Annotated in this window: 16 protein-coding genes; 11 read left to right on the forward strand and 5 right to left on the reverse strand. The window is 75.6% G+C overall.

Going from position 1 to position 16,266, the window contains the following annotated elements; translation table 11 throughout:
* Position 1 precedes the first annotated feature (1 nt).
* Positions 2 to 811 carry an SDR family oxidoreductase gene (locus ACH4FX_RS05595; protein WP_398475420.1) on the reverse strand — a complete coding sequence of 270 codons (810 nt, stop codon included), beginning with the start codon at positions 809 to 811 and terminating at the stop codon, positions 2 to 4.
* 112 nt (positions 812 to 923) lie between these two features.
* Between ACH4FX_RS05595 and ACH4FX_RS05600 the strand changes: the two genes are divergently transcribed.
* The 5 genes from ACH4FX_RS05600 to ACH4FX_RS05620 all read left to right on the forward strand — a co-directional run bounded on the left by ACH4FX_RS05600 (position 924) and on the right by ACH4FX_RS05620 (position 6,799).
* Positions 924 to 2,093, forward strand: coding sequence for an acyl-CoA dehydrogenase family protein (locus ACH4FX_RS05600; RefSeq protein WP_398475422.1), 1,170 nt, complete (start codon positions 924 to 926; stop codon positions 2,091 to 2,093).
* Positions 2,094 to 2,121: 28 nt separating this feature from the next.
* The gene (locus ACH4FX_RS05605) at positions 2,122 to 3,126 is read left to right on the forward strand and encodes an acyl-CoA dehydrogenase family protein (protein WP_398475424.1); all 1,005 of its coding nucleotides are present in this window, start codon (positions 2,122 to 2,124) and stop codon (positions 3,124 to 3,126) included.
* Positions 3,127 to 3,170: 44 nt separating this feature from the next.
* Positions 3,171 to 4,979 (forward strand): FUSC family protein, encoded by a 1,809-nt coding sequence (locus ACH4FX_RS05610; protein ID WP_398475426.1) that lies wholly within the window; start codon positions 3,171 to 3,173, stop codon positions 4,977 to 4,979.
* A 164-nt stretch (positions 4,980 to 5,143) separates the two neighbouring features.
* Entirely contained in the window at positions 5,144 to 5,650 is a 507-nt protein-coding gene (locus ACH4FX_RS05615; RefSeq protein WP_398475427.1) for a MarR family winged helix-turn-helix transcriptional regulator, read from the forward strand.
* Positions 5,651 to 6,064: 414 nt separating this feature from the next.
* Positions 6,065 to 6,799 carry a class I SAM-dependent methyltransferase gene (locus tag ACH4FX_RS05620; protein ID WP_398475429.1) on the forward strand — a complete coding sequence of 245 codons (735 nt, stop codon included), beginning with the start codon at positions 6,065 to 6,067 and terminating at the stop codon, positions 6,797 to 6,799.
* Between the two features lie 55 nt (positions 6,800 to 6,854).
* On the opposite strand, the gene ACH4FX_RS05625 is transcribed toward ACH4FX_RS05620, so the two are convergent.
* Positions 6,855 to 7,964, reverse strand: a complete 1,110-nt coding sequence (locus tag ACH4FX_RS05625; protein WP_398475431.1) for an oxidoreductase — start codon at positions 7,962 to 7,964, stop codon at positions 6,855 to 6,857.
* A gap of 238 nt (positions 7,965 to 8,202) precedes the next feature.
* Here ACH4FX_RS05625 and ACH4FX_RS05630 point away from each other — a divergent pair, with 238 nt between their 5' ends.
* The gene (locus tag ACH4FX_RS05630) at positions 8,203 to 8,517 is read left to right on the forward strand and encodes a GNAT family N-acetyltransferase (RefSeq protein ID WP_398475433.1); all 315 of its coding nucleotides are present in this window, start codon (positions 8,203 to 8,205) and stop codon (positions 8,515 to 8,517) included.
* Between the two features lie 43 nt (positions 8,518 to 8,560).
* On the opposite strand, the gene ACH4FX_RS05635 is transcribed toward ACH4FX_RS05630, so the two are convergent.
* Complete coding sequence (locus ACH4FX_RS05635) at positions 8,561 to 10,090, reverse strand: sigma factor (RefSeq protein ID WP_398475435.1); 1,530 nt, start codon at positions 10,088 to 10,090, stop codon at positions 8,561 to 8,563.
* 234 nt (positions 10,091 to 10,324) lie between these two features.
* Here ACH4FX_RS05635 and ACH4FX_RS05640 point away from each other — a divergent pair, with 234 nt between their 5' ends.
* Together ACH4FX_RS05640 and ACH4FX_RS05645 are read left to right on the forward strand one after the other, a co-directional pair.
* A complete protein-coding gene (locus ACH4FX_RS05640; protein ID WP_398475437.1) occupies positions 10,325 to 10,738 on the forward strand; it encodes an SsgA family sporulation/cell division regulator in 414 nt (137 codons plus the stop codon).
* Between the two features lie 183 nt (positions 10,739 to 10,921).
* A complete protein-coding gene (locus ACH4FX_RS05645; protein WP_398475439.1) occupies positions 10,922 to 11,890 on the forward strand; it encodes an aldo/keto reductase in 969 nt (322 codons plus the stop codon).
* A 102-nt stretch (positions 11,891 to 11,992) separates the two neighbouring features.
* Here ACH4FX_RS05645 and ACH4FX_RS05650 read toward each other — a convergent pair whose 3' ends face one another.
* Complete coding sequence (locus ACH4FX_RS05650; protein ID WP_398475441.1) at positions 11,993 to 12,604, reverse strand: TetR/AcrR family transcriptional regulator; 612 nt, start codon at positions 12,602 to 12,604, stop codon at positions 11,993 to 11,995.
* A gap of 90 nt (positions 12,605 to 12,694) precedes the next feature.
* On the opposite strand from ACH4FX_RS05650, the gene ACH4FX_RS05655 reads away from it, so the two are divergent.
* The 3 genes from ACH4FX_RS05655 (at position 12,695) to ACH4FX_RS05665 (ending at position 15,327) form a co-directional block, all read left to right on the forward strand.
* Positions 12,695 to 13,213 (forward strand): PH domain-containing protein, encoded by a 519-nt coding sequence (locus ACH4FX_RS05655; RefSeq protein ID WP_398475443.1) that lies wholly within the window; start codon positions 12,695 to 12,697, stop codon positions 13,211 to 13,213.
* Positions 13,210 to 14,817: a PH domain-containing protein gene (locus tag ACH4FX_RS05660; protein WP_398475445.1), complete on the forward strand. Its 1,608-nt coding sequence runs from the start codon at positions 13,210 to 13,212 to the stop codon at positions 14,815 to 14,817. Before ACH4FX_RS05655 ends, ACH4FX_RS05660 begins: the two co-directional genes overlap by 4 nt.
* Positions 14,818 to 14,913: 96 nt before the next feature.
* Positions 14,914 to 15,327, forward strand: coding sequence for an SsgA family sporulation/cell division regulator (locus ACH4FX_RS05665; RefSeq protein ID WP_398475447.1), 414 nt, complete (start codon positions 14,914 to 14,916; stop codon positions 15,325 to 15,327).
* Positions 15,328 to 15,381: 54 nt separating this feature from the next.
* Here ACH4FX_RS05665 and ACH4FX_RS05670 read toward each other — a convergent pair whose 3' ends face one another.
* Positions 15,382 to 16,134: a polysaccharide deacetylase family protein gene (locus ACH4FX_RS05670; RefSeq protein ID WP_398475449.1), complete on the reverse strand. Its 753-nt coding sequence runs from the start codon at positions 16,132 to 16,134 to the stop codon at positions 15,382 to 15,384.
* Positions 16,135 to 16,266: the final 132 nt, after the last annotated feature.

Below are 16,266 nucleotides of genomic sequence, written 5' to 3' on the forward strand. Positions count from 1 at the left end.
GTCAGGCGCGCTGGCTGCTGACCGGCACCGTCTCGCCGGTCATGTACGAGGCGTAGTCGCTGGCCAGGAAGACGATGACGTTGGCGACCTCCCACGGCTCGGCGGAGCGCCCGAACGCCTCCCGGGCGGCGAGACCGGCCAGCAGTTCCGCGTCGGCCACCTTCGCCAGGTGCGGGTGGACGGCCAGGCTGGGCGAGACGGCGTTGACCCGGACCCCGTACGCGGCGGCCTCGACGGCGGCGCAGCGGGTCAGCGCCATCACCCCGGCCTTGGCGGCGGCGTAGTGCGCCTGGCCGCGCTGGGCCCGCCAGCCGACGACGGAGGCGTTGTTGACGATGACGCCGCCCCGGCCCGCGGCCCGCATCCGGCGCAGGGCGGCGCGGGTGCAGCGGAACGTCCCGTTCAGTGTGACGTCGAGGACGGCCGCCCATTGCTCGTCGGTCATCGTCACCAGGTCGGCGCTGCCGCCGAGTCCGGCGTTGTTGACGACCACGTCCAGCCGTCCGTGCCGTTGCTCGGCACCGTCGAAGAGGGCGGTGACCTGCGCTTCGTCGGTGACGTCACAGGGCAGGGCGGTGACCCGCGCGGCGCCGAACTCGGCGGCGAGCGCCGCCTCGGACTCCTTCAGGCGCCGGGCGTGCGCGTCGGAGAGCAGCACGTCCGCGCCCTCCTCCAGGAGTCTGCGGGCGGTGGCGCCGCCGATGCCGGTGCCCGCCGCGGCGGTGACCACGGCCGTCCGGCCGGCGAGCAGGCCGTGGCCGGGGACGTACGGGGGTGCCGGGTGCGCCGTCGGAGGCTTCTCGGGCGTCATGGCCGTACGCTAACCTACCTAACACTTGTTAGGGAACGGTCGCGGGACCGCCGCGATCCCCGGAGGAACCGCGCCGGAGCACGCCGCCACCGCAACGGGAGGCCGCTCGCCGATGGATCTCGAACACGCCCCGGAGGACGAGGAGTTCCGGCGCGAGGCGCGGGCCTGGCTGGCCGCCCACGTACCCGCCGGGCCGCTGCCCTCGCTGGAGACGGCGGAAGGCTTCGCCGCCCACCGGGAGTGGGAGCGCGAGCTGCACTCCGGCCGCTGGTCGGCCGTGACCTGGCCCGAGGAGTACGGCGGGCGCGGCGCGTCGGTGGTGCGGTGGCTGCTCTTCGAGGAGGAGTACCACGCGGCACGCGCGCCGGGCCGGGTCTCCCAGAACGGCATCAGCCTGCTCGCCCCCACCCTCTTCGAGCACGGCACGGCCGAACAGCTGGCGCGGGTGCTGCCGCCGATGGCGAGCGGGGAGACGGTCTGGGCGCAGGCGTGGTCGGAGCCGGGCGCCGGTTCCGACCTCGCCGCGCTGCGGTCGGCCGCCGTGCGGACCGAGGGCGGCTGGCTGCTGCGGGGGCACAAGACATGGTCCTCCCGGGCGGCATTCGCGGACCGGGCCTTCGGGCTGTTCCGCAGTCACCCCGGCGCGGAACGGCCGCACCACGGCCTCACGTATCTGATGTTCGACCTGGCCGCGCCGGGCGTGACGGTGCGGCCGATCGGCCGTCTCGACGGCAGGCCGGCCTTCGCCGAACTCCTCCTGGAGGACGTGTTCGTGCCGGACGCCGACGTGATCGGCGAACCGGGGCGGGGCTGGCGGGTCGCGATGAGCACGGCGGGCAACGAGCGCGGGCTCACGCTGCGCAGCCCCGGGCGCTTCACGGCCGCCGCGGACCGCCTCGCCGCCCTCTGGCGGGCCACCGCCGACCCCGCGGACACGGCGCTGCGCGACCGGGTCGCCGACGCGGTCATCGGCGCCCGCGCCTACCGGCTGGCCGCCTACGCCCAGGCCGCGCGGCCCACGGCGGGCGGCGCACCGGGCGCGGCGGCCAGCCTGACCAAGGTCTTCTGGTCCGAACTGGACATCGCCCTGCACGAGACCGCGCTCGACCTCCTGGGCCCGTACGGCGAACTGGCGGACACCGCCGCCGACGCGCCGGACCACGGAGGCTGGGCGGCCGGCTGGATCTTCGCGCTGGCCGGTCCGGTCTACGCCGGTACGAACGAGATCCAGCGCGACATCATCGCCGAACGGCTGCTGGGCCTGCCGAAGGGACGGCGCTGAGCGGGCCGCGCCCGCGGGAGGAGTGGGGATGCGGTTTCTGCTGGACGCGGAGCAGGCGGAGTTCGGCCGGACCGTCGGCCGGATGCTGGCGGCGGCGGACACCCCGGCCGCCGTACGGGCCTGGGGCGCCGGGGACGGCGGCCCGGGGCGCGAGGTGTGGCGGCGGCTCGCCGGGGCCGGGGTGTTCGGGCTCGCCGTACCGGAGAAGTACGGGGGCGCGGGGTTCCTGCCCGTCGAACTGGTCGTCGCGTTCGCCGAGCTGGGGCGCCACGCCGTACCCGGCCCGGTGGTGGAGACCGCCGCGGCGGCCGCGCTGCTGGACCGGCTCGGCGATGCCGGTCCGGCGGGTGCCTGGCTGCCCGCGCTCACGGACGGGGACCTGCTGGCGTCGTACGCGGACCTGGCCCGCGGGCCGTACGCGCTCGACGCGGCGACCGCCGACATCACGTTCATCGTCAGCGGTGACGTCCTGCGGCGGTCCGACGGGAGCGGGCCGGTCCAGCCCTCGGTCGATCCGGCGCGGCGGCTGTCCCGGTGCACGGAGAACGAAGGGGACGTCCTGGCGAGCGGGCCGGCCGTGCGGGCCGCCGCCGCGCAGGCCGCGGAGACCGCCCGGCTGCTCACCGCGGCCCAGGCGCTCGGCGTCGGCCGGCGGCTGCTGGACGACACCGTGACGTACGTCAAACAGCGCACCCAGTTCGGCGTCGCGATCGGGTCGTTCCAGTCGGTGAAGCACCGGCTGGCGGATGTGCTGCTGGCGCTGGAGTTCGCCGAGCCGCTGGTGTACGGGGCCGCGGTGGAGCTCGCGGGCGGCGCGGAGGCGGGCGCCGGCATCGCCATGGCGAAGGCCGCCGCCGGTGAGGCCGCCTACACCGCGGCCCGGGCCGCGCTCCAGTTGCACGGCGCCCTCGGCTACACCGACGAACTGGACCTCTCCCTGTGGATCCGCAAGGCCCGCGCCCTGCGCGGCGCCTGGGGCACGCCCGCAGAGTGCCGGGCCCGCGTCCTCGCCGCCCCGGCGCCGGGCGGCTGATCACGGATATCTTTTACGAGTAAAACACCTGCTAAGGTTTTGGCATGGGGAAACATGCCAGGTCCACGGGACAGCGCGCGACGGCCCGCTCCGGCAGCGGCACCGCGGTTCGCGCCCGCCCGCTGCCGATCAGGAGCACGGTGCTGCTGCGCCGCCCCGTGGACATCTGGCACAAGCCCGCGCTGAGCGCCGTCGTCGCGCTCGGCATCCCGGAATTCGTCCTGCTCGCGCTGGGCCGCCTGGACCTGGTGCTCTACACCTCGGCCGGCGCGATGTGCGCCCTGTACGCACACGGGCTGCCGTACGCCGCCCGCGCCCGCACTCTGATGTGGGTGGTGCTCGGCATGGTCGCGAGCCTCGGCGTCGCCCTGACGGCGGCCTCCCTGACCACCTCGGTCCCGCTGCTCGTCCTCCTCGCCTCGCTGGTCGCCGCCGTGCACAAGATGATGTGCGACGCGACGCGCGTCGGACCGCCGGGAAACCTGATCTTCACCTTCATCTCGGCGTCCGCCTTCTTCGTGCCGCAGCGGGCCGGGCAGGTGCCCTTCCACCTGGCTCTGGCGCTCGGCGCGGGCGCCCTCGCCTGGCTGGTGTGCATGGCGCCCGCGCTGGTCCGGCCGCGCGGCCCGGAGCGGATCGCGACGGCCCGGGCGCTGGAGGCCGCCGCCGGGCTGCTGCGCTCCGGCCCGGCCGCGGCGGACGCCCCCGGCGCGCCGGACCGTGCCCGGCACGCCACCGCGGCCGCCGTGAACGCCGCCTGGCTGACGCTGTTCCAGGTGCCGGGCCGTACGCCCGCCGCGGCAGCCGCCCGCGCGGGGCTGGAACGGCTCCTCGTACGGGCCGAGTCGGCCCTCGCGGCCCGTGAGGCCGATGCGGCGGAGGCCGAGCGTTACGCGGCGTGGGCCCGTGACCTGCGCCGGGGCCGGCCGCTGCCGGCGGTCACGCTCACCGGTGCGCAGGCCGGCGAGCTGGCCGGGGTCGCCGCGGAGCACGCAGGCCAGGACAGGGACCCGGGACACGGGGACACCGGCCCGCGCCGCCCCGCGCCCGGGCACCCGCGCGGCTTCCGGGCCATGTTCGGCCGCCTCGCGCCCGGCTCGCCGCTGCTGCCCATCGGCGCGCGGGTCGCCGTGGGCTGCGCGCTGGCGGGCTGGGCCTCGATGGCGGTCGGCGTCGGCCACCCGTACTGGGCCGTGGTCACCGCGGCCTCCATCTACCAGGCCAACACCACCCTCTCCTGGCAGCGGGCCGTCCAGCGCACCCTCGGCAACCTGCTCGGGCTGCTGCTCTTCACCGCCCTGCTGCCGGTGATCCACACCGGCCACCTCGCGATGATCCTGCTGGCGCTCACCTTCCAGTTCTGCGCGGAGGCGAGCATCACCCGCAACTACTGGCTCGGGTCGGTCTGGGTCACGCCGATGGCGCTGCTGCTCACCGAGTTCGCCCGCCGGCTGCCCGCGCGGACCCTGGTCACCGACCGCTGGACGGACACCGTCGTGGGCGCCGCCGTGGGTCTGGCCTGCTGCGTCCTGGTCACCAACCGCCGCGCCGCCGACCGCATCGAGGCGGCGCTCGGCCGGGTGGCCGCGGCCGAGGCGGCGGCCCTGCGGCTGCTGGACGGCGACGGCGGGCCGGACCCGGCGGACGTACGGGACGACGCGCGCGAGACCGGCTGGGCGCGGGACCGCCTCGCCGGGAGCCTGGTGGAGCTGCGGGAGGCGGTGGAAGTGTCGGCCGGCGAGTGGTGGCAGCGGGCCGTCCCCGAGGAGCGGGTGGCGCTGGCCGAGCAGCAGGGGCACCGCACTCTGGCCCGGCTCGTGCGCCGGCTGTCCGCGCCGGCCCTGGCCGCGTAGGCGCGGCGGCCGTGCCCGTACCTCCCCGGACCGCCCCTGCCGGCGGCGCCAGGCACAATGGCCGGGCGCGGTGCGGCGCGGGTCCCGGACGGCGGCCCGCGCCGCCGCGCGCGACACAGGACGCCGACGGGGGCCGGGAGAGCCCGGGAAGAAGGGGTGCGCGCGTGACCGAGGACATCGTCGCGGGGGTGCTGCGCCAGTGGCAGCAGGTCCACCCGGGGCTGGACACCGGTCCGATGGCGGTGATCGGACGGCTCAACCGCTGTTCCGCGCTGTTGCAGCAGGCCGCCGACGCGCCGCTGCGGCGGGAGGGCCTGACCCGCCCGGAGTTCGACATCCTCGGCACGCTGCGGCGGATGGACCGCGAGCTGACACCCGGGCGGATCGCGCGCGAGACCTTCGCGTCCGGGGCCGCGGTCACCAAGCGGGTACGGCAGTTGGAGTCGCGCGGGCTGCTCGCGCGGCGCCCCGACGAGCGGGACCGGCGCGTTGCGCACCTCTCGCTCACCGACGCGGGCCGCGCGGTCATCGACCGGCTGCTGCCCGAGCAACTGCGCTACGAGGCCGGTCTGCTGGAGGGCATCGACGCCCGCCGGCAGGACGAACTCTCCGCGGGGCTGAGCGAGTTGCTGGTCCTCCTGGAAGGACGGCTCGGCAGCCTGCTGGACTGACGGCCCGCGCGGCGGGCGGCCGGGCGGTGCGCCGCCGTGGGCCGGACAGGCGACGCCGCGTTCCCCGCGTACGGGTACGGAACAGGGCCGCGGCGCGGCGGCCCGCCTGGGCAGGGCGAGTGGCGCACCGGCCGTTCGCCCGGCGCCTCCCGGTCACCGCCCACGCCCTGCGGAATGATGCGTTCCGTAGACGGCTCCGCAGGTGCCCGCAGGCCGGCGGGCACCGGGGCGGCGCCGTCCCGCACCGGCCGAGGGAGGAACGCCGCAGTGTCCGACCGCACGCTCCGCCCTCCCGGGGGCGGCCGGCCGCGGTGCCCGGCCGCCGGCGGACGCGGGCCGCCCCGGTCGCGGCCCCGCACCGCCCGCCCACCGCCCGCCCCGTCGCCCGGCGACCCGCATCCCCCAGGCAGCGTCATGACTTCCCAATTCGACGGTATGGCCGCTCTGCACGAGCGCAGCATCGACGAGCTGCCCTGCAGACGGCACATCGAGATGCCCTCCGTCCTCGCCGCCGCGGGCGACGTCGCGGGGCGCCGGGTCCTGGACCTGGGCTGCGGTTCGGGGCTGTACGCCCGCTTCTTCGCCCGCAACGGGGCGGGCAGCGTGCTCGGCGTGGACCGCTCCCCCGGGCTGATCGCGCACGCCCGGCACCGCGAGGAGGTGGAACCGCTGGGCGTGCGCTACCTGGTCCACGACGCGGCGACCGCAGAGGCCCTGGCCGGCGCGTTCGACCTGGCCGTCTCCGTGTACGGGCTGTCCTACGCGGCCACCCCGGCGGCCCTCGCCCGGCGGTGCGCCGCCGCCCGCGCCACCCTCGCCCCCGGCGGCCGTTTCGTGGCCGCCACGCTCAACCCGGACCTCTCGACGGTGCCCCACTACTACCGGCCCTACGGCTTCGACCTCACCGTGGTCGATCCCCACCTGCGAGACGGCGACCCCGTCGGCCTGCACAGCCGGACCGGCGAGGAGAGCTTCCAGGTGACCGCCTACTACTGGTCCCGCGAGGCACACGGCCGGGCGCTGGCCGAGGCCGGGTTCACCGACGTCACCTGGCAGTCCCCGCGCACCGCCGCCGACGGCAGCGCGTCCCTGTTCGCACGCTACCTGGCGGCCCCGCACGTGCTGGCCGTGTCCGCGCGCGTGCGCTGAAAGCTTGTGCCCGGACCCGCGGCGGCGGCCCCGCGTCGTCCGCGGGGCCGCGGCCTCACGGCTCCAGCCGGGCGACGCGCCCGTCCTCCCCCGCAGCCCAGCAGCCGAAGTCCGCGGCGCAGTCGACGGTGTCGTACGAGCCGTCGTCGAAGGCGTACCAGCTCCGGCCGCCGTCGAGGGTGACGTCGCTGCCCGTCGGGCCGACGGCGAGGGCGGCCCTCGTGGTGCGGGGGAACCAGGTCACGCCGGACCGGTAGCGCTTCGGGGGACGGGCGGACGGCTGCCAGGACGCGCCGCCGTCCGCGCTCACCGCGGCGGCCTTGGGCGACGGCTTGCCGGTCCGGTGGTCACCGCCGACCGCCAGGCCGTGCGTACGGTCCCGGAAGGCCAGCCCGAAGACCCCACGGGCCGGGTCGCCCGCCGGGACCGGCGTCTCGGCCACGGTCCAGCTGCGCCCGCGGTCCGGCGAGTGGAGCACCCGGCTGCGGGCCGCGCCGCCGGTGGCGAACCACGCGTCGTGCTCCCCGGAGCTGACCAGGCACTGGCCGCCGGCCGCGAACGACGCCTCGCCGGGCTGGGCCGGGGGCATCCCGCGCGAGGGCAGCACCCGCCAGTTCCGGCCGCCGTCGACGGTGGACAGGATGCGGTACCTGCCGTCCACCGGGTCGGCGAGCGCGATGCCGTGGCTGCTGTCGAAGAACGTCATGCAGTCGTAGAAGGCCCGCGGGTCGGTGTTGCGGAAGCTCTCGGTCCAGGTGGCGCCGCCGTCGTCGGTACGGAAGACCCGGGACGCCTCGCCCTCACCGGCCGCCAGGACCACGGCGTGCCGCGCGTCGAACGCCTCGACGTCCCGGAAATCCAGCGTTCCGGCGCCCGGCGGGGACACGTCACGCCAGTGGTCGCCGCCGTCGCCGGTACGCAGTACGGTCCCGCCGCTGCCCGCGACCCAGGCGGTGCGGCGGCTGACGGCGGCCAGTCCGCGGAAGCGGGCGTCGCTGTCGCTGTCCTTCAGGTCCCAGCCGCCGCGCAGCAGACCGGCCACGGCCGGTTGCGCGGCGGCTTGCGCGGCGGTCGCCGCTCGTGCTGCGGTGCGGTGCGGCTGTGCGGACACCGGTGCGGTGCCCGCGGCACCGAGCACCGCCGCGCAGGCCACCGCCCACAGCATGCGCCCCCGTCTCATCCACCCCGGCTGTCCAGGCTGTCCCGGCTTCCCCTTGGCCCTCATGAGGCTGGAAGCTAGCCCAGCCGGGACGCCCCGTCCAGAGAGGCCCGGCCCCGGCCCCCCGTGTCTACGTGTCTCGCCTCGCGCGGTCCGTCCGGCCCTCCTACTGTGCTGCACAAGGGCGCCCCACGCCCTGGGCGACGTACGAGGAGGTCGCGATGGACCGGCAGGGGAACCGCTCATGAACGCGCCGGCCCCGGTGACGGTGACCGACGACCGCGCCGCCCACCGCTACGAGGCCCGGCTCGGCGGGCAACTGGCGGGTGTGGCGGCCTATCTGCGGGCCCAGGGAATCCTCGCCCTCGTGCACACCGAGGTGGACCCGGTGTACGAGGGCAACGGCGTCGGTTCGGCGCTGGCCCGGCACGCGCTGGACGCGGCGCGGGCGGACGGGCTGCGAGTGCTGGCCGTGTGCCCGTTCGTCGCGGGCTGGATGGACCGGCACCCCGAGTACCGGGACCTGGCCTACGAGAACCGCAGCAAGGTCACGGACTGACCGCGTCGGCGCGCGGCCCGGCAGCACCCACGGACCGTCCGGTTCAGCCTGCGCGGCAGATCCACACCGGAATCCAGCCCCACCTGCCCCAGTGGCAGTGCGCGGGCGGGGACGGCGCGACGGTGGGCGCGGGAGTGGGTACGGAGGTCGGGGTGGGAGTGGGTGTGGGTGTGGGTGTGGGTGTGGGCCGGTGCGTGGGGCCGATGGTCGGCCCGGTGGTGGGCGTCGGCCCGCCGGTCGGTGCGGACGCCGTCGGACGCGGATCGGCGTCCGTGGCCGAGCCGGTGGGCCCCGGCACGGGTCCCGGCCGTCCGGTCGCGGTCGGCACGGGGGCTGGCGAGGCGGCCGGCGACACCGCCGGCGCGCTCGGCCGGGACTCCGGCGGCGCACTCGCGGTGCCGCTCCCGGCCGGTGCGGCCGGTGCGGGCGCGGCACCGGTGGGAGTGGTGGGAGTGGTGGGCCCGGAATCGGTGGGCCCGGAAACCGCCGCCCCGGAAGGCACCGGCCGCTCCGCCGCGGCCTGCCTGCCCGGCCGCGCGTCGCCGCTTCCGCCGGGCGCTGCCGGGGCCACCGCCGCCTGCTCGGCCGGTGCCCCCGTTCCGCCACCGGTCAGCACGGCGCCCGCGGCCACCGCCACACCGACTGCCACCGCCACACCGACCCCCGCGACGGTGGCACCGACGGGCCCGGCCTGCCCGATCCGGCCGTGCAGCAGGTGCCGTACGCAGGTCCGGACGGAGGTGAGCGCGCCGCTGCCCGCCGCGTGCCCGCCGCCGGCCGCGGCGGCCCCGGCCCCCGCCAGCGGCATCAGGAACTTCGCCGAACCGCCCGCCAGCAGCACCAGCAGCGCGGGCCCGGTGAGCGCGGGCAGCCGGTCGTTGGCCCTGGTCAGCAGCGCCAGCCGGGCTTGGCAGTCGGCGCAGCCGGTGAGGTGGCCCGCGACCGTGCCGGTCTGCTTCGCGGTGGTCTCGCCCCGCACGAAAGCGGGCAGCCGCTCCCAGTAGCGTGCGCACGCCGGGTCGTCCGGTGTGCCGGGCACCGCGCCGAGGAACGCCTGCCGCATCCCCTCCCTGGCCCGGTGCAGCAGGACCGCCGTCGCACCCTTGTTCGTCCCGATCGCCCTGCCGACCGCCTCCAGGGGCTGGCCCTCGGCCTCCGCCAGCCACAGTGCCGTCACCCAGCGCCGCGGCAGCTGCCCCAGGACGCGGGCGAGGAGTTCGACGTGGGCGATGCGCTGCGCCGGGTTGGCGGACTCGGCCGCCGGCCCGGCCCCGGACCACGCCGGTCCGCCGTCCGCGGGGTCCCGCGGTGTCTCGCGGGCGGCGGCCGCGCCGACGGCCGAGGCCAGGTGCCGGATGGTGGTGCGCAGGTAGGCGGGCACGTTGTCGATGCGGTGTCCGGCCCGGATGCGGCGCCAGACCCGGAAGTGCGCCTCGGCGACCAGGTCCTCCGCGAGCCAGCCGCTGGTCGTCAGCGACCGCGCGTACCCGACCAGACGCGGGTGCTCGCGCTCGTAGAGCCGGGCGTAGTCGTCCGCCGCCGACTCCGGGGACACCGCGGATGCATCGGACATGAACGAACAACCCCTGACGTGTCACCACCGGCCCCGGGGCCGCCGGAACCGGACGCACACGTTCGGGTTCCTGCGGCCTCGCATGGGTTTCGTCAGCGTAAGGACCGGAAGTCCGCGCGATCAAAAGTTCGTGACGCACCTCACGCGGTCATCAGGTGCACTGGCGTCATGCCCGGCGCGTCTTACGGGTCATAGAGGCAAGGACCTGTCCGCACCAGCATCGAGGAGCCGGCGATGCCCCATGTCATCGACCACGCCGTGCACGCCCGCCTGATCGCGACCGCGCCCCGGTCGCGCCCCGTCCCCGCCCGGCTGCGCTACGACAGCGGCGACCCGCTCGCGGTGCGGGTCGTCTTCCCGCCCGTGGCGTCGTTGGACGGGGCCGAAGTCGTATGGACGTTCGCCCGCGATCTGCTGGCGGCGGGCCTGCGGGAGCCGGCCGGCCGGGGCGACGTGCACATCTGGCCGTGCGGACCGGAGTACACGATGCTGGAGTTCCACACCGCCGACGGCCTGGCCATGGTGCAGTTCCGGGCCCGTGACCTGCGCGGCTTCCTGATGCGGTCGTACGGCGTCGTGGCCCTCGGCAGCGAGGGCCGGTACCTGGACGTCGAGGGCGACCTCGCGGCCCTGCTGCGCGAGGCGTAGCCCGGTGGGCGCGGCGGTCCCTGCCTCCCCCCGGCCGCACCCGACGAGCTTCCCCCACCGCCCGGCCGCACCCGGCGAGTTCCCCACCGCTCCGGCCGCCGCTTGACTTGGAGTGCGCTCCAGCGTGGAGAGTGAGTCCCGTTCGCGATCACGCGACCACGGCACTCCCCGAGGAGCATCAGCATGCGCACCACCACGCTCGGCAGCACCGGCCCCGAGGTCGGCGTCATCGGTCTCGGCTGCATGGGCATGACCCACGCCTACGACCCGGACGGCCGGGACGAGGCCACCTCCGTCCAGGTGATCCGGCAGGCCGTCGATCTCGGCGTGACGCTGATCGACACCGCCGACGTCTACGGCCCGTACACCAACGAGGAGTTGGTGGGCCGGGCGCTGGCGGGCGGGCACCGGGAGCGGGTGGTGCTGGCGACGAAGGTGGGGCTGGTGACCGGCGAGATCACGCCGGAGAACACGAGCGGACTGGTGCGCAACGGCCGTCCCGAGCACATCCGCCGCTCCATCGACGCGAGCCTGCGCCGCCTGGGCACCGATTATGTGGACCTCTACCAGCTGCACCGGGTGGACCCGGAGGTGCCGGTCGAGGAGAGCTGGGGCGCGCTGGCCGAGGCCGTCCAGGCGGGCAAGGCCCGGCACATCGGCCTGTCGGAGCCGACCGTCGAGGAGATCCGGCGCGCCCAGGCGGTCCACCCGGTCGCCTCCGTGCAGTCCGAACTGTCGCTGTGGACCCGCGACGCGCTCGACGCCGTCCTGCCGTACTGCGAGGAGCAGGGCATCGCCTTCCTGCCGTTCTCGCCGCTCGGCCGGGGCTTCCTGACCGGCAGCATCACCTCCTTCGACGAACTGGCGGAGGACGACTTCCGGCGCCGGCTGCCGCGCTTCCAGCAGGAGGCGCTGAAGGCCAACCTGGAGCTGGTGGCCAAGGTGCGCGCCATCGCCGGGCGGTACGGTGCCTCGCCCGCGCAGGTCGCCCTCGCCTGGGTGCTCGCCCAGGGGCGGTTCGTCGTTCCGATCCCCGGCACCAAGACGCCCAAGTACCTGGTGGACAACGCGGGCGCGGCGGACCTGTCCCTGCCGGCGGAGGCGCTGGCCGAACTCGACGCCCTGCCGGCGGCCGCGGGCACCCGCTACTGAGCGCGGCGCCGCCCCGGCGCGGCGGGCGGCCCCGGGGCGGCGGGGCCCGCGGGCGGACGCGCGCCGCCGTCCCGGCCCGGCGCCGTCCCCGCCCGCGCCGTCTCAGCCCGCGCCCGCCCCGTCGAACAGCTGGGACAGGTGCATGTCCAGGAGCCCGACGGCCTTCTCGGGGGTGTGCACGTCCAGCAGGATGTACGTCGAGAGGCCGTCGGCCAGGCAGATCAGCACCATCGCCTCGTCCTCGGCGTCCCGTTCGGCGCTCACCTCGCCCCGCTCCACCGCCAGCCGCAGCTGGTCGGCGAAGAAGCCGCGCAGTCTGGGGATGCCGTCCCGGGCGTCGGTGCGCAGCGACGGGTCGTGCACGGCCCGGTGGAAGTGGGCCACGCCCACCAGGAAGCCGGTACGGCTCTGCTCGTCCAGCGGCAGCATCCCCATGAGGCAGGCGCGCAGGATGTCGCGCGGCGTCGGCTCCCCGTCCAGCGCCTCGATGCGTGCGCGGATGCGCTGCTGGGCGAGGGTCTCGATGTAGCGCAGCGCGAAGACCAGCATCTCGTCCTTGGTGCGGAAGTAGTGCTGGAGCCGTCCCAGGGACATGCCGGCCTCGGCGGCCACGTCCCGCAGGCTCGCGCCCTCCAGCCCCCGGGTGCTCGCGATCCGCCACAGCGCCTCGGAGATCTCCCGCCGCCGCGCCTCGTGGTCCACCTTCTTGGGCACGTGCCCTCGCCTTCTTTTTTACAAGTCGCTCGTACCGTTATAACGTAACGCTACTCAATACGCCTGACTTGCAAAGAACGGGGAGCCTCCATGTCCGCACCCGCCACGCCCCAGCTGCGGCCCCCCCGCAACCGGGTCGACCCGCGCGCCCGCCGCTGGTGGACCGTCCAGGCGCTGCTGACGGTCAGCGGGCCGCTGCTGCTCACCGCGCTCGCCCTGGCCGTCTGCTCGGTGCTGCTCTTCCCGGGCGCCCTGCCCTGGCTCGGCCCGCTGCTGCTCGTCGTCCTGGTCCTGCCCGCGCTCGGATACCTGCTGGTCATGCCGCGGTGGCGGTACTCGGTGCACGCCTGGGAGCTGGGCGACCGCGCGGTGTACGCGGCGAACGGCTGGTTCTGGCAGAAGCGGCGGATCGCGCCGCTGTCGCGGGTGCAGACGGTGGACACCGTGCGCGGCCCCGTGCAGCAGCGGTTCGGGCTGGCGACGGTCACCGTCACCACCGCCTCCACCGCCGGCGACGTGAAGATAGCCGGGCTGTCCGACGCGGACGCCGAGGAGCTGTCGCGCCGGATCGGCGAGGCCGCACAGGCCGTGCCGGGTGATGCCGCATGACCGCCACCGCACCGCACGCGCCCGGCGCACCGCAGCGGTGGCACCGGCTGGACCGGCGCACCCTCCTGGTGCACTGCGGCTGGATGGCCGCGCCGCTCGGCTCGTGGGCGCTGACCGCGCTGGCCACCGGCGGCCGGATCACGCCGGGCGCCTGGATCACCCTGTCCGTCATCGCGGTCAGCTTCGCGGTCCTGACCGTGATCGGCCTGATCCGCTGGGCCCGCACGGACTACCGCGTCACCCACGACTCCTTCGAGGTGCGCAGCGGGGTGCTGACCCGGCGGCTGCGTTCCGTACCGCTGCACCGCATCCGTACGGTCGACCTGACCGCCTCGCCGCTGCACCGGCTGATGGGCGTCACCGTCCTGCGGGCCGGTACCGCGGGCTCCGCGGGCGGCAGCGCCGAACTGTCCCTGGAGGCACTGACGGCGGCCGACGCGGAGCGGCTGCGGGCCGCGCTGCTGGCCCGCGCCGACGCCGCCGCGGCCGAGGACCCGGTCGTCTCCCGCATCAACTGGCGCTGGCTGCGCTATGCGCCGCTCACCTTCTGGGTCATCGGCGGTGTCTTCGCCGCCGCCGGCGGCGTCTACCGCGTCCTGGACGGTGCCGGCATCGAGCCGTGGCGGCTGGGCATCGTGCGCAGCGCGTTCGACGAGTTCGGCACCGGCGCGCTCTGGATCACCATCCCGCTCGCGCTGCTGGCCGTCCTCGCCCTCGGAACGGTCGGTGCGCTCGTCCTCTACGTCGAGGGCTGGTGGGGCTTCCGCCTCGAATGGACCGACGCGCAGACGCTGCGGGTACGCCGTGGCCTGCTCACCACCCGGTCGGTGACCATCGAACGGGCCCGGCTGCGCGGGGCGGTGCTGCGCGAACCGCTGCTGCTGCGGGCGGGCGGCGGCGCCACCGTACGTGTGGTCGCGGGCGGCCTGGGCAACAAGGAGGAGAACCGCAAGCGCAGCGTCGTGCTGCCGCCCGCGCCGCGCACGGAGGCGGTGCGCGCGGCCTCCGGAACCCTGCGCGCTGCCTTCCCGGACACCGAGCTGCGCTCCCACCCGAAGGCGGCACTGCGGCGGCGCCGCACACGCGGGCTGCTCCTCGTCACGCTCCCGGGCACCCTCGTCCTGGCACTCCTGGGCGGGCTGCTGACGCCCGTACTGCTGCACTGCGCCTGGGTGTTCGCGCTGGTGTCGGTGCCGCTGGTGCTGTGGTCGGCCCGGGACGCATACCGCAGTCTGGGGCACGGCCTCCAGGGGCGCCACCTGATCGCGCGCTCCGGCACGTTCAGCCGGGACACCGTCGCGCTCCGGCGGGAGGCGATCGGGGCCTGGACGTTCTCCACCACCCCGTTCAGCCGGCGGACCGGACTGGTCACCCTCACCGCGGCGGTCGCGGCCGGCGAGGACGGCTACCACGTCCGCGATCTCGCGGCGGACGAGGCACCGGCCCTGGCGGCGGCCGCGGCGCCCGGGATCCTGGAGGAATTCCTGGACCACGGCGACCACGGCCCGGCCCGCGGCCACGGGAACGCGGGCCCCGGACGGCATCGCAAAACCATGCCAACCCACGCGTTGCACCGGAACCATGACGACCTGGACATGACATAGATCACACCCCTGTCACGTGCACGGCGAGTGCGGGCACACCGTCCTACATGGCGTAAGCCATGTCCCCGACCCGACAGCCGTAAGGGAGCAGCCGCGGTGCCCAGTGTCATCGACCAAGCCGTCCAGGTACGTCTCATCGCGACCGCGCCCGGCTCGCGTTCCGTGCCCGCGGTCCTGCACTACCACCGAGCCGACCCGCTCGCGGTGCGGATCTCCTTCCCCCCGGAGATCTCGCTGGACGGCGCCGCGGTCGACTGGGCGTTCGCCCGCGAGCTGCTCGCCGACGGGCTGGAGACCCCGGCGGGCACCGGCGATGTGCGGGTGCGCCCGCTGGGCCCGGAGCGGACGGTGCTGGAGTTCCACGTCGAGGACGGCGTCGCGATGGTCCAGGTCCGCACCGCCGACCTGCGCAGCTTCCTGGACCGTACGTACCGGGCCGTGCCCGCGGGCCGCGAGCAGCAGCACATGGACGTGGACCGCGGGCTGGCGGAGCTGCTCGGCGACGCGTGACAGCGGTGTCCGGGCCCCGGTCCCCGGGGTCCCGGCACCGCTTCCGGCGCCCGCTCAGCGCTGCGGGAACCCGAATCCGTAGCCCTGCTGCTTCATCCAGGGCAGCAGCCGTTCCAGCGCCCCGACCGTCTGGCTGCGGTCGCCGCCGCCGTCGTGGAAGAGCACGGTCGGGCCGTTGCGCAGCTCCTTGCGCACCGTGCGCACGATCGCGTCGGTCCCCGGCCGCTCGAAGTCCTTGCTGTCCACGTTCCAGCCCAGCGGGCGCATGCCCCGCTCCGCGGCCACCTTCCTGCTGTACGGGGTGAAGGCGCCGCCCGGCGCCCGGTAGTACTCCACCTTCGGACCGCCCGCCGCCTGCTCGATCATCTCCTGCGCCGCCACGATCTGCCGCGACTGGTAGCTCTCGGGCCGGTGGTCCATGCCGGTGTTGTGGCTGATGGTGTGGTCGCACAGCCTGTGACCGGCCGCCGCCACCTGCTTGACCAGGTCCGGGTGGGCCTTCGCCGACGGGCCGATCATGCAGAAGGTGGCCTTGACGTCGTACTTCTTCAGCACGGCCAGCACCTTCGGGGTCCAGACCGGGTCCGGGCCGTCGTCGATGGTGATGTTCAGGCTCTTTCCGGGCCGGTCGGAGGCGTGCACGATGCTCTGGTCGACCGGGGCGGGCCCCGCCTGTTCGGTGGTGCCGGCGTGCGCCTCGGAGGTGGCGCCGGACTGCCCGAAGGTCAGATAGCCCGCCACCCCCAGCGAGGCCACCGCCACCGCGGCCACCCCGATGATCCCGCTCCGCCTGCCGTGCCGTGCCATGCGTATCCCGTCCCTACTGCCGTGCGCGGGCCACCGCGGACATGCGTACGGACGCCACCGTCGGCGCCGTACGATTCCCCCTGCGGTGCGCTCGCGCGCTTACTGCTGTGCATCACGACAGATGCGAAGAAT

This window comes from Streptomyces sp. NPDC018019 (assembly GCF_044327805.1).
GTDB lineage: Bacteria > Actinomycetota > Actinomycetes > Streptomycetales > Streptomycetaceae > Streptomyces.